12 protein-coding genes are annotated in these 14,088 nt (G+C 32.2%); 10 read left to right on the top strand and 2 right to left on the bottom strand.

Annotated elements, in window-relative coordinates; translation table 11 throughout:
* Nucleotides 1-16 precede the first annotated feature (16 nt).
* Nucleotides 17-1,291 carry an MFS transporter gene (locus tag G3O09_RS02555; RefSeq protein ID WP_163099746.1) on the top strand — a complete coding sequence of 425 codons (1,275 nt, stop codon included), beginning with the start codon at nt 17-19 and terminating at the stop codon, nt 1,289-1,291.
* Between the two features lie 296 nt (nt 1,292-1,587).
* Here G3O09_RS02555 and G3O09_RS02550 read toward each other — a convergent pair whose 3' ends face one another.
* Entirely contained in the window at nt 1,588-2,130 is a 543-nt protein-coding gene (locus G3O09_RS02550; protein WP_163099745.1) for a chromate transporter, read from the bottom strand.
* Nucleotides 2,131-2,178: 48 nt separating this feature from the next.
* Complete coding sequence (locus tag G3O09_RS02545) at nt 2,179-2,769, bottom strand: chromate transporter (protein WP_163099744.1); 591 nt, start codon at nt 2,767-2,769, stop codon at nt 2,179-2,181.
* 220 nt (nt 2,770-2,989) lie between these two features.
* On the opposite strand from G3O09_RS02545, the gene G3O09_RS02540 reads away from it, so the two are divergent.
* From G3O09_RS02540 to G3O09_RS02500, 9 genes are all read left to right on the top strand, one after another.
* Nucleotides 2,990-3,922, top strand: coding sequence for a LysR family transcriptional regulator (locus G3O09_RS02540; RefSeq protein WP_163099743.1), 933 nt, complete (start codon nt 2,990-2,992; stop codon nt 3,920-3,922).
* A 174-nt stretch (nt 3,923-4,096) separates the two neighbouring features.
* Nucleotides 4,097-4,969: a carbohydrate ABC transporter permease gene (locus G3O09_RS02535; protein WP_163099742.1), complete on the top strand. Its 873-nt coding sequence runs from the start codon at nt 4,097-4,099 to the stop codon at nt 4,967-4,969.
* 18 nt (nt 4,970-4,987) lie between these two features.
* On the top strand, nt 4,988-5,887 hold the full coding sequence (locus G3O09_RS02530) for a carbohydrate ABC transporter permease (RefSeq protein ID WP_163099739.1): 900 nt from the start codon (nt 4,988-4,990) through the stop codon (nt 5,885-5,887).
* A 116-nt stretch (nt 5,888-6,003) separates the two neighbouring features.
* Nucleotides 6,004-7,224 (top strand): CapA family protein, encoded by a 1,221-nt coding sequence (locus G3O09_RS02525; RefSeq protein WP_163099730.1) that lies wholly within the window; start codon nt 6,004-6,006, stop codon nt 7,222-7,224.
* 153 nt (nt 7,225-7,377) lie between these two features.
* Entirely contained in the window at nt 7,378-8,058 is a 681-nt protein-coding gene (locus tag G3O09_RS02520; RefSeq protein WP_163099727.1) for a response regulator transcription factor, read from the top strand.
* Nucleotides 8,055-9,890: a sensor histidine kinase gene (locus G3O09_RS02515; protein WP_163099725.1), complete on the top strand. Its 1,836-nt coding sequence runs from the start codon at nt 8,055-8,057 to the stop codon at nt 9,888-9,890. The genes G3O09_RS02520 and G3O09_RS02515 overlap by 4 nt, the downstream gene beginning before the upstream one ends.
* A 219-nt stretch (nt 9,891-10,109) precedes the next feature.
* Nucleotides 10,110-11,525, top strand: a complete 1,416-nt coding sequence (locus tag G3O09_RS02510; protein ID WP_163099722.1) for an ABC transporter substrate-binding protein — start codon at nt 10,110-10,112, stop codon at nt 11,523-11,525.
* 243 nt (nt 11,526-11,768) lie between these two features.
* Nucleotides 11,769-12,719, top strand: a complete 951-nt coding sequence (locus G3O09_RS02505; protein ID WP_240338313.1) for a polysaccharide deacetylase family protein — start codon at nt 11,769-11,771, stop codon at nt 12,717-12,719.
* A gap of 110 nt (nt 12,720-12,829) precedes the next feature.
* Entirely contained in the window at nt 12,830-13,543 is a 714-nt protein-coding gene (locus G3O09_RS02500) for an N-acetylmuramoyl-L-alanine amidase family protein (protein ID WP_240338312.1), read from the top strand.
* Nucleotides 13,544-14,088: the final 545 nt, after the last annotated feature.

Below are 14,088 nucleotides of genomic sequence, written 5' to 3'. Positions count from 1 at the left end.
AGAGGCAGGAGTTTGGATGAAAAGTTGGGCGAAATGGATTATTTTATTTTCACTTTTTATTATGGCTATTATTAATTTTGCTGACAAATCAATTTTAGGTTTAGCTGGAATACATATTACCAAAGATTTGGACTTAACCTCTACCCAGTTTGGTTTATTAGGTAGCAGTTTCTTTTGGTTATTTTCATTATTTGGAATAATAGGTGGCTATTTATCAGATCGTTTTGGTACTTTTAAATTGCTTGCGATTATGGCAATTATTTGGACAATCGCGCAATCTATGGCTTTATTTGCATCAAGTCTACCAATTCTAATATTCAGTAGATTATTATTAGGTGCAGGAGAAGGAGCGTTTCTTGCAACCGCAATAAGTCATATAAGTAAATGGTTTAAACCAGAATCACGTGGATTCGCAATATCAATCATCAATTTTGGAAATGTAGTTGGAATAGCAGTTGCAGCTCCTATTATTGTTTTACTAATATCAAATTATGGTTGGAGACAAGCATTTTTTATTTCTGGTCTATTTAGCTTTGTCTGGTTTATAGGCTGGCTTTGGTTAGGACGGATGAAACCAACTGATTCTTTTAAAGAAGAACAAGTAGATAAGATGGAAAACAAGAATGAGAAAAATAGGAAAGATGTCTGGAAAGCTTTACGATCTCCTATTTTTATTATTACAACATTAGTTGCATTTATTGCATATTCGATCATTGTCTTTGGACTTACCTTTAATCCTTCATATTTAGTGAAAGTAAAGGGGTTATCTGAACAACAGTCAGCAACAGTAATTGCTATTTCTGGATTAATTGGAGCCATTTTATCAATCGTACTATCCATAATTTCAGATGGTTTATACAAAAAAACACAAAGTTTATGGAAGTCGCGGATTCTATTTACTGCTGTTTGTGTTTTGCTAGCAGGTATTTTTTACTCATTGTATCCAATTTTGAATGGATCGGGTTCAATAATCATCGTACTTGCTTTAGTAAATGCACTAGTGATCACTGTAAACACGCTAAATCCTGCTGTAGTAGTCAGTATACTCCCACAGCGTAAAGGTATTATGACAGGAACTTATTTTGGAATAATGACTTCATCAGGTATTATTACTCCAATTATTTTTGGAAAACTGATTCAAGATTCTGGTGCAGATCCAGCAGGGGGATATAGTATAGCAATTTATGGAATGGCAATTGCAATGGCAATTGCAGCGATAATAATATTCCTTTTCGGAAGCCGAAAACAACAAGTTCCAACAGATAATGATAATAAGCTAGTAAACCTCTAATCTGCTCGGGTGGTAGATATAAAAACTAGTGCAAGTCGATCAGTTATTTTATCAAAGGAAATTATATTAATCATCACCTATGTATATATTCAAGGATAAAGGTTGTTTATTTATCGGTGACCTTAATTCTTATTTTTGGAGCTTATTATGAAGATGTTTGGGGATTGTTTTAAAGTTATAAATCAATATTTTTAATAATTTGCAAAAGAATGATCTTCAATTAGAGGATCATTCTTTTGCAGATTTGGATAAACAATGAAATATAACTTTCTAGAATCACATGAAATTATTTTTATTTATATATTAAAGAAATAACCTATAAAACCTGAGATTAGTAAAACAAAAACAGGATGCCATTTGAATTTCAGTAGGGAAATAAGGGAAAAGGTAAATATAAGGAATATGCTAATTGATTTGAGAGAAAGACTTGAGACAACTAAATTGTTAGAAATGACTAACTTAATAGCTGCAAAAATAATTAAGCTAGTAATAATAGGTCTTAATCCATAAAACATTGATTGAACAATTTGATACTGATTTAACTTTTTAAAACAAATCGCAACTAGAAGGACAAGTATAAATGATGGAAGCAGGATCCCAAGAGTAGATACAATGGCTCCAGTTAAACCATTTGTATGATAGCCTACAAGTATAGCGCAATTTGTTGCGAACGGACCAGGTGACATTCCTGCAACAGCAATTATGTTGGTTAGTTCTTGTGAAGTCATCCACTTTTGATTAATCACTTCGAATTCAATGACTGAAACCATTCCAAGGCCACCACCGAAAGATCCTATACCAACTAAAAAAAACGTTTTAAATAATGCCCATAGAATCATATTTTTCCACATCTTTCAGTTAATTTTCGGAGAGTAGTTCAATTAAAATCATACAAATTTATTTTCCTTCTGACTTTTTAATTTACTTTTATTTTCAGTTTTTACTTGCTTAATAAATTTTAGAATTCCAATAAATGAACCAATTAAAATAGCTAATATAGGATGAATAAAGAAAAGAATAGGAACCGAAATGAAACTAAGAAAAAACGTAAACCTATCAATAATTGCTGTTTTTCCTACAGTTATTGCTGCATAGACAATTAATGCAATAATAGAGACTCTAATGGATAGAAATGTTCCTTCTAATTTTGGATTCTCCTCCAGGAAACGAAATATGTATCCAAGTGTAAGAACAATGAAAAATGTCGGTAAAGAAACACCGAGAATAGCTGCAATAGCTCCTCTTATCCCAGCTATTCTTTGGCCGATAAAAGCTGCGGAGTTAATAACTATAGCTCCTGGTACGGATTGTGCTAATGCAAAAATATCAGACACATCTTCTAAAACTAACCATTTATTTTTATGTACGATTTCTTTTTCAATTAATGGAATCATGGCATATCCACCACCAAACGTTAATGGGGCTATTTTAAAAAAAGACCAAAAAATTTTGTGAATCTGTTTCCAATCTCTCTCCATGTAGTCACCTTCCTTAGTCTTCAAATGCTTATTCCTAAACTTACGAAACAGAGCTTTTATCTTGTTTTCTGTATCGTATCAATAGGAAATGAAGTAGTAAATTGCAATATTTGCATAGGGTATAACAGTAGATTATAGGCCTCCTACTTATTTGAAAACTGAACTGAAATATATTGATTCTGATAGAAGCGGGAAATTTAATAAAATGGAGATGTTAGGATTGAACATAGAAAATTTGAAAATGTTTTGCTTAGTAGTTGATTTAGGTAGTATTAGTCAAGCTGCTAGGTTAAATTATGTTTCTCAACCTGCTGTTACAAGGCAAATTCACCAATTAGAAAATTTTTATGGAACATTGTTATTTGATCGAGCCGATGGGAGGTTGAGAGTCACAGAGGCAGGTCAGATGTTGTATCCTTTTGCTAAAGTAATTGTTGATGACTTTAATCGTTCAATAGAAACCATCCGACAATTAAAAGGCGGGAATGATGAAAATCTTAAAATCGGAGCATCGTTAACTATTGGAGATTACTTATTACCTAGCCTTCTTGGCAGTTTTAAAAAAATAAATCCGGATATAAAATTAACTTTAAACATTAGTAATACACCAAGTATTTTAGAGGATTTATCAAATGATTTGATTGACATAGCACTCGTAGAAGGGATCGTTGAGAATACTAACTTTATAGTAGAAGAGTTTAGAGAAGACGAATTAGTTCTCATCTGTTCAATTGACCATCCGTGGAGTGATCGGAATGAAATCACTGTTGAGGAACTTATTAATGATAGAATGATTTGGCGTGAATCTATTTCTGGAACACGATTAATAGTAGAAAATAGCCTAAAAGAGTTTGGTATTTTAGATAAATTAGATAGCTATCTTGAAATAGGGAGCACACAAGCAATAAAGAGTGCTGTAGAAGCGGGACTTGGGATTAGTATTTTACCCAGGTTGACTGTTTCTAGAGAGTTAAAGCTAGGATTACTATGTAACATCAAAATGAAAGAAGTTGAGTTAAAACGAAATTTATGGCTTGTTAGAAAACCTAAAAGATTTGATAAACTAATTGTTTCAAATTTTATAGACTTTATTAAAAATAACCAGAATGAAATTCAATATTCCAAGGTGGAAAGTGAAAGAAATTCAAAATAAAGTTTTAAAAGCTAACAAATCCGTTAGCTTTTTATTTTTGTATATTAATAATCACTTTTCCTCATAATCTTTATTTAATCTTTATCTCATCTTTATCTCACTAGGCTATACTTCTTTCCGAATAGAATTATTAATCAATTTATTAATTACTTAAATATAGAAAGAAGTGAGTACATGAAAATACGTAAACGATTAAATAATGATGGTAGGTTTGCAGTAATTTACTTATTACCAAGTTTGATTGGCTTTTCCATTTTCTATTTAATCCCTTTTGTAATGGGTACTATCTATTCATTTAAAGATGGAGCGGTTGGTGGTTCATTTGTGGGCCTTTTTAATTATAAAGAGTTGTTATCTAGTGCTTCTTTTTTAAAGGCAGCCTCAAACACATTTTGGTTTACTGCAATCAATGTCCCACTAGTAATCGGCATTTCTTTAATATTAGCACTTTGCTTGCATCAAACCGTCATGTTTAAAAATGTAATTATTAGTTCTTTTATCTTGCCAATTGTTGTACCAGTCGCTTCGATTGTAATGCTATGGCAAATATTATTTGATTGGAACGGTACATTTAATTCATGGCTTGTATATATGGGGTTTGCACAAATCGATTGGATGAAGTCGGATTGGTCGATAGTTGTTGTATCAGTTATTTATTTATGGAAAAACATCGGTTACAACATGATTTTGTTCTTAGCTGGACTTCAAAATATACCAAAAGATTATTACGAGATTGCCGAAATGGAAGGTGCAGGTCGCCTATTTAAATTTAGACAAGTTACATTGGTTTACTTAACACCAACAATGTTCTTTGTAGTTTTAATGAGCATAATAAACTCCTTCAAAGTATTCCGTGAAACCTATCTAATCGCAGGCGATTATCCATATGATCGAATTTATATGATTCAGCACTATATGAATAATATGTTTGCTTCTTTAAATATTCAAAAGCTGACTGCTGCAGCCACATTAATGGTGGTATGTATTCTAATTCTAGTGTTTGTTTTCTTCGCCATAGAACGTCGATATCGAAAGTTTATGAGTTAAGAATGAGAGGTGAGGAAAATGAAAAAAAATAATTTATATCGCAAATGGATTTTAACCTATATCTTATTAATTATTGCTGCAATGATGGTTTTTCCGATTGTTTTTACGTTATCAAATTCTTTTATGACGGAGAAAGAAGTTAGCCATTACTATCCATCAGAAAATGAAATACCACAAGATAGCAATGTACACAAAGAAAATTTCGTACATTTGAAGTTGATTCCTGAACAGTTCTCGTTTGAACAATATAAAGGATTCTTTGACAAGAAACAATCATTCTTTGAAGGGGAACAATCAAATATGAAATTTTATGGGAATTCCGCCCTAATGGTTTTCCCAATCATACTAGGTCAACTGATTGTTGCATCCCTTGCCGCATATGTCTTTGGAAAACTAAAGTTCAAAGGAAGAGATACTTTATTTTTGGTGTATATGATTACCATGTTGATGCCTTTTCAAGTAACACTTGTACCTAATTATCTCATAGCAGATAAATTAGGGATCATCAATAGCTTTGAAGCCATAATTTTTCCGGGGATATTCGGAGCATTTGGCGTGTTTATGCTTAGACAGTTTATACTGACGATTCCTTATTCATACATTGAGGCTGCAAAAATAGATGGTGCTGGTCACTTTTCCATTTTCATCAAGATAATATTGCCACTCATTCGACCAGGACTTGCAGCACTAATCGTATTATTATTCGCTGATTATTGGAACATGGTTGAGCAACCACTTATTTTTCTGGATGATCTCTCAAAATTTCCATTGTCACTTTACTTATCTAGAATTACTCAAGAAGCAAGAGGAATAGGCTTTGCTGCGTCAGTACTTTACATGGCTCCAATGATTCTATTATTTGGATTTGCAAAAAAATATTTAATCAAAGGAATTCAGCTATCAGGTGCCAAGGATTGACCAATGTATTACAAGAAATAAAAAAAGATGCTATTAGTACTCTTAAATGATTAAAAGCAGAACTTAATAAATATTAGCAAATCGTATAGACATCCGTTGTTTGGAGAGGGAAAAAGATGAACGTATTATTAAAAAGAATAATGATCATATTAATTGCTATCTTCATCACCTCAGGGTGTATGCCTCAACTAATTAAACCAGATAGAGATAGAGATAGAGATAAAACAAAAAATGAAAAGAATACAGTCATAGCCCCAGTGACTCATAAAACGAATGTGAAACCTATTGTACATCAAGTAACTATTGGGGCGATTGGTGATATTCTTATCCATAATGAAGTTTATGAAGATGCGAAACAAACAGATGGCACGTATAACTTCGATAAGATGTTTTCTGAAGTCAAACAGACCATGCAAAAACCGGATATTCTTGTTGCAAATCAAGAAACAATGATTGGAGGGGAAGAATTTGGTTTGTCTTCTTATCCTTCATTTAATAGTCCACATGAGGTTGGGGATGCATTAAAAAATGCTGGAGTGGATCTTGTAACTTTGGCAAATAACCATTCACTTGATAGAGGAGAAAAAGTTATTAATAGTGCACTAGCTTATTGGGATAAAATTAATATGCCATATACAGGAGTTTTTAAATCGCAAGCAGACCACGATAAAATTCGCACGATAACCAAAAATGACATTACATTATCATTTCTTGCTTATACATTTGGAACAAACGGAATTCCAGTTCCTAAAGGAAAAGACTATCTTGTAAACTTAATAGATGTAGAAAAATTACGTCAAGATGTTAATAATGCGAAAGGGATGTCGGATGTAGTAGTTGTTTCGATGCATTGGGGAAATGAATATGAGAGGTTTCCGAATGAAACTCAGAAAAAACTTGCTCAAGATCTTTCTGATATGGGGGTCAATATCATTATTGGACATCATCCTCATGTATTACAACCACCATCATGGCTTTTTGGTAAAAACGGAAATAAAACTTTTGTGTTGTATTCATTAGGCAATTTCTTATCAGCGCAGGATGAACTATATCAGTTAATAGGTGGGTTAGCTTCCATCGATATCATAAAAACAAAAACGAAAAATAAAACTACTATTGATTTGAAAAATCCTAGTTTCACCCTAACTTATAATTACTATCTAGATAATCGTCAGTTTAAAATCATCCCAATGGAGCATTTAGCTAGTGAGTTTTTGATGAATTCTAATGAAAAGTTTGAAGAAACGAAAAAGCACATGCAAGCCTATCTTAATGATTTAGAAATTATGCCTTCAGTAAAAATCAGTGAACACAATTCTTCCTCTTTTAGTAATTGAGGAAGAATTATTTTTGTTTTTTGTATTCTTCATTTTATCTTTACATCATTTTGTTATTCTTACTTTTATCACAGGGAATCGTTCAGGAATTAAATAATCAAATTGGATAAAATAAGAAAATCGTAAAGTTACGAAAGAGAGTGTGGAAATAAAATGCAATACAAGATTTTAATCGTAGAAGATGAAACGATTTTACGTGAAATAGTGAAAGATTATTTAGTAAACGAAGGATATGAGGCATTAGAAGCGATTGATGGTGAACAAGCAATGGAATTATTTCAAGAACAAGCTTTTCATCTAATTATTCTTGATATCATGTTGCCAAAAGTCGATGGATGGGCCGTTTGTAGAAGAATCAGGAAGACTTCAACTGTTCCTATAATCATGTTAACTGCACGAGTTGATGAAGATGATACACTACTTGGATTTGAACTAGGTGCTGATGATTATGTCACAAAACCCTATAGCCCACCCATTTTGCTAGCCAGAGTCAAACGCTTACTTGAAAGTCGTTATCGAATAAATGAGCTGTCAAACGAAACATTAACAAGAAATGGCATTACGGTCGATTTTTCTACACGGAAAGTCAAAGTAGATGGAAACAATATCAATTTAACCCATACTGAATTTGAAATATTAACTTATTTAATGCAAAATCATGGGATTGTTATTACAAGAGAAAAACTCGTTTATAAGGTTTGGGGCCATGACTACCTTGGTGATGATCGAACGATCAATACACATATACGTAATTTACGAACGAAATTAGGAAGTAAATCCAAACTAATTTCAACGATTATTCGTACAGGCTATAAGTTTGAGGAAACCTTATGAAATTCGGGATTGTCTTAAAACTATTTTTATTAACAACAACTTTATGTTTGTTAATCACTGGATCCATTTATATTGGTCAAACAATCTTTTTTAAGGAATACTATGAGAATCGAAAAGTAAATGATCTAAAATCAAGTATCAAATCATTTGAGACACAATACCTAAAAAGCAATGATAATATTCAATCCATTCAGCAATTAGAACAAGACTTTTATCGTACTCAAAATACATGGATCACAACATTAGATCAAAATGGGAATATAAAAACATCAAATGATTATTATGTAACAATTGAATTAGATGACTCTAAAAATCCTATATTAGAACAAACAATTACTGTTCCACTTTATCACTTATTAACAGTAGAAAATGTCATAAATAACGAGACTCCACTTTCAACTGGTGACAATGTGGATCTATATACAGTTGAAAAAAATAATATAGTAGTACCGTTTTATTTATATTCTGTCCAGAATAATTCATATTGGAAAAACCAACTTACTTGGTCAAAAATCAATAAAAATCTTCTAACAAAATATGAAGGGAAAAATCCAAATGAAGTTGTTCCTAAATTGGACTACTTAATAAAATATAATACTGATTATAAAATCAATAGAGTAAAAGGAACAGTGATAGATGTTCAATTCCCTGAACGGAATGATGTGTCAAGTATCATCTATGCAAATAGCTTGTTTATGGATCGAATTAATGATTTTCAATCTAGCCTCATGTTGAATGAAAATAATAAAGATGATTCATTGAAAGTCCTTGATTACGAGCAAAATGATATTAAATATAAACTTTTCATTGACCCTGTCAAAGGGAATAATGGTGAAACAAATTATATTTTTTCAATGGCCTCTTTACAACCCGTAGATGAAGCTGTTCAAATGGTAAAAGATTATTTTGTCTATATAATTGCTTTCGTTTTACTTCTTACAATTTTGGCTTCAATTTACTATTCAATTAAAATTGCAAGACCTTTATTAAGAATAAACGATACAACTAGAAAAATTGCTCACTTAGACTTTTCAGAACGAATTGAATATCATTCGAAAGATGAAATAGGTGACTTATCTCATAATATAAATTTACTTTCGAATACACTACATTCACATATTACAAAACTCCAACAAGACATTGAAAAAGAAAAACAATTAGAGAATACAAGAAAAGAATTTATCTCAGGTGTTTCACATGAATTGAAGACCCCACTAAGTATTATGAAAAGCTGTATTTCGATACTAAAAGACGGTGTTGCTAGTCATAAGAAGGACTATTATTTTGAAGCGATGGAAAAAGAAGTCGACAAGATGGATCTATTAATTGTGGATATGCTTGAGCTGGCAAAATACGAGTCTGGAACGTATAAAATGAAAATGGAACCTTTTTTTATAGATAAAGTCATTGATCATATATGTAATCAATTATCTTTGGAAATAGAAAAAAAAGAACTAACGATTCATAAAAATCTAGCATCAGTCGAAGTAATCGCAAATCAACATCGAATTGAACAAGTCATCACGAATTTTATGACAAATGCTATCCGTTATACACCAATTAATGAACATATTTATCTTTCAACGGCCGTAGAGGATGAGCAAGTTAAAGTGTATGTAGAAAATAAAGGATCACATATTCCGATTGACCAATTAGATAAGGTCTGGGAACGTTTCTATCGTGGTGATACGTCTAGACATCGATCAGAAGGTAGTACTGGGTTAGGACTTGCCATTTCGAAAAATATATTAGAACTACATGGTGCGCAGTATGGTGTCATGAATACTAATGATGGAGTACTATTTTACTTTTGCTTAAATAAAAATAGGTGAAAATACGGTGGAAAATTCAACTATAGTATTCTTTCTGCTGGATCGCCCTAGTCAAAAGGGCGATTTTTTATTACAGACTAACGCTCCTAGAATTAGCCAACCAGTTATTATGTTAAAATTTTTATCAATCTTTTAAAAAACTTCATTTCATCTTCATTTCATCTTTATTTGAGGAGGGTATTCTTACATTAAATGATGAAGTGAAATGGAGATGAATTAATGAAAAAAATATTGGTTTTAATGATGAGCTTACTATTAATGTTTAGTTTGGTCGCTTGTAGTAGTGGGAAAACACAAAGTAAGGAAAGTAATAACACCCAACAAAATAATGCCAAGAATGGTGATAAAGACACCGTTAAAGAAATGAATAGAGAAGATCTGTCGTTAAAGGTAAGCAAGGATGAGAAAAAAACGATTACCATCTCCGTCATGGGTAAATTCCCAGACTTTGAATTGGCTGCGAAGGAATACGAAAAAATACATCCAAATATCACGATTGAACTGAAAAGTTTTGCTTCGGGCGGTGGCGGGATGTCTCTTCTTGAACTTGAGAAATACGTGGCACAGACTACGACAGAAGTGTTATCTGGAAAAGGTGCTGATTTATTCGTGTTGAACGACCAAAGTTTGCCAATTGATCGTTACATTGATAAAAATGCCTTTGTTGATCTCAATCAATACATTGAAAAAGATACGTCTTTTGACAAAAGTCAATATTACATGAACATTCTCGAACATTCTAAAATAAATGGTGGACTTTACGTTTTACCCACAAAATTTTCATTAGGTGCTTTATTTGGAAACAAGGAGGCAATTTCGAAAACAGGCATCCAAATAGATGACAGCCAAAATTGGACATGGAGTCGATTTGCAGAACTAAGCAAACAGCTAAAAACAAATGGGACACTTAAGACTGTGATGAACGTTACACCTTCAGGTATTTTAAATCCCTTGGTTTTCTCAGATAAAAACTACGACCGACTTGTTGATATGGAGAAAAAAGAAGCTAAATTTGATTCTCCCTTATTTATTGATTTACTCAAGCAAGTAAAAAAAATGTATGATGATGGCGTTTTATCGATTCAACCGACCAATCCAACGGAAACGTATTTTGTAAGCTCAGCAATCTTTTCTCCAAGCGATTATGCAATGCGTTCAGAATTTTATAATAATCAGAATACGACCATTTACGAATTTCCACATTCTTCTGAAAAAGAATCGGGTGTTACCTTCAGTGGATACGACCGCTATGCGATGAATGCAAATTCCTCTGTCAAAATGGAAGCGTGGGATTACTTGAAATTTTTACTTTCTTATGAAATGCAAAGTCAATCAATAAGGGATATGTTCCCTGTGAATATCGCGGCAAATGAGAAGGTATTTTCCGATTTATTAGATGGAAAAGTTGAAAATACAAAAGGTAATGGTGGCAAAGGCGGACAGATAACGGTAACAGAAGAGTCGCTTCAACCACTTAAGCAGATGATTGCTGAAGCGAACACAGAAGTAAGATGGAATGAGAAGGTTCATAAAATTCTCTCAGAGGAAACGCCAAGCTATTTTGATGGCCAAAAATCTGCGGAAAGTGTGGCGGATATTATACAGAACAGAGTAATGACCTACTTAAACGAGTAGAAGAATAAAGAAATTTCTAGGAGACCATTTAAAAAGTGGTCTCTTTTTTATTTCCTATTTAATTATCTTTTAAATTTTTAGAAATAGGAACAGACATAATTTTGATCTTTTTTATCAATTAATTTTAATCTTGATTGATTATTCATCTCATCTTTATCTCAACTTTATTTGGAACCTTTATCTTTATTGATAAGAAGATTCTTGTGCAGATATAAAAGTAGTGGAGAGTGCGGTGAAAGAGAGATGAAAACCCGTAAAAGAGTGAAAAAAAGGGTTTTAAACAGGGCAATGTTAAATTTATGTGCGTTCTTATTAATAGTCTTAGTCATTTACTATTTCATTGGTAAATTAAAAGATTTTGAAGTTGAAAATGTAGTCGAAGGTGCAGGAAACGAAAAGGTGCTTGTAAATAGTTCCAAATACGGTGCCGAACATATCACAGTAGATGATGCAACTCAATCAAGTGCTAAGAAATCAGAAATGGAGAACCTAGATAGACCAAAAGAAAGTAGTCAAAACGAGCCTAATCATCATAAGCAAGAAAGAAACGTACATCCCCAAATTAATAACAAACAACAAATTATTCATGATCAAAAAATCGTCTATCTGACATTTGATGACGGACCGAGTGAGATGACAAACCAAATTCTAGACGTATTAATGAGGGAAAAAGTACATGCGACTTTCTTTATGATCGGAAAAAACATGAATGAACATCAAGAAGTAGTAAAAAGGGCCGTTAAAGAAGGGAATTACATTGGTGCCCACAGTATGACTCATAATTATCATCGACTATACAAACAAGGTCTTTTTGTTTCAGAAATGCAACAAACATTATCAATAATTAATAATTTAACTGGTCAAAAAACTCGATTAGTTCGTGCCCCCTATGGCTCGAGACCAGGTTTGAGTGTAAAGCTTCGCAATGATTCAGTTAAAGCAGGATTGAAAATTTGGGACTGGAATGTAGATACACATGATTGGGAGAACAATGCTAACTCTTCGGAAGTTGTAAATGTAGTGAAAGAGCAAACAACCAAAAATAAAGAAGTCATTCTTTTACATGAAAAGCAAACAACGTTGGATGCACTTCCTGAAATTATTAGCTATTTAAAAGCAAAAGGATATGTGTTTAAGGTTTATAACCCAAATGAACACTTTTCATTAAATTTTTGGAATGATCAACGTCTATAAAATTGATAAATCTTCATTTCATCTTTATCTTATGTTGATTTTGTCTTTATTAAAAACTATTAGACTATTAACTATCAGCAAGATAAATATAAAGCTTAGGGGGAAATTTCATGAATCGAAAGAAAAAAAAGTGGAAAAGAAATCTTTTATTATTAATAATTTCAATATTAATGGTAGTTTTAATCATGAGACTTCAAGGGAATGGACAAATAATAAATAAAGAAAATAAGGTTCAAGCATCAACTATAAATAGAAATAAAATAAATACATCTTCTGAAAAGATATTAACTGGTAAAACAATTGTAATTGATGCGGGACATGGTGGTGAAGATATAGGTGCAAGTGGACAAGCTGGAACAAATGAAAAAGATGTAACATTAATAATGGCAAAAAATATACAAAATGAGTTAGTGAAACGTACTGGCGCTAATGTTATATTAACGCGAAATGATGATGCGAAAATATCACTTGCAGATCGTGTAAAAATTGCAGATGAACAGAAAGCAGACTTATTTGTTAGTATCCATTTTGATGCCTTTTTTACGAGTGAAGTTGAGGGGATTACCACTTATTATAACAAAAAATCGGACGAGCCTATTGCAGCATTAATTCATGATCATATTTTTAAAAATGAGCAGGATGCAAGAAATCGTGGTGTAAGTTTAGGAGACTACTATGTTTTAAGAGAAAACTCAAGACCTGCAATCTTACTTGAACTTGGATTCATTTCAAATTCAACTGATGAAGCGCGTATGACTTCAGAAGAATTTCAAACAAACACAACAAATTCAATTGTTGATGGGATAATTGATTATTTAAAATAGTGAAAATTAGTTAAGAATAAGCAATTTCTCATTTAGGGAAACTAAACAAAAAGAAACAAAAGAGAGAAATGGCTAGCTTATATCGTTTGCAAGTAAGCACGTTGTGAAAAATTATGAAAAGAGGTATTAAAATGTTAGGTTTTAAAATGTTAAAGCAATGCACTGCACTTGGAATTTCAACTGCATTATTAGTAAGAGCTGTTAGTTCGTATGTAACCCATAATGAAAAAATGAGTTAGTAATACTAACAGAAATAGCGCTAAATACTAAAGAAATTCAATCAGTATAAATGGTGATAGAGGGGGTACTGTAAAAGTTAAAGTTTTATATGACAAAGTATTATTATCGGAAAAGCAGGGACAGTTTTTGAAGGTGACTTACCCATTAATAAATTAAATATCGGCTACTAAAATGGCAGCCCTTTTTATTGTGATAAAAGGGCAGGATAGCATTCCTGTAGATCGTTAATTATCGGGTTTGAAAAAAATAAAGCTCCTCAGTAAGATACGAGTATAGAGACCAATCTAACTCAGAATCTTAAGGAG

The sequence above is a fragment of the Peribacillus alkalitolerans genome, from assembly GCF_010882125.1.
Classification (GTDB): Bacteria; Bacillota; Bacilli; order Bacillales; family DSM-1321; genus Bacillus_BN; species Bacillus_BN alkalitolerans.
The sequence above is the reverse complement of the archived record's forward strand: the minus strand, read 5'-3'. Positions and strand labels throughout refer to the sequence as shown.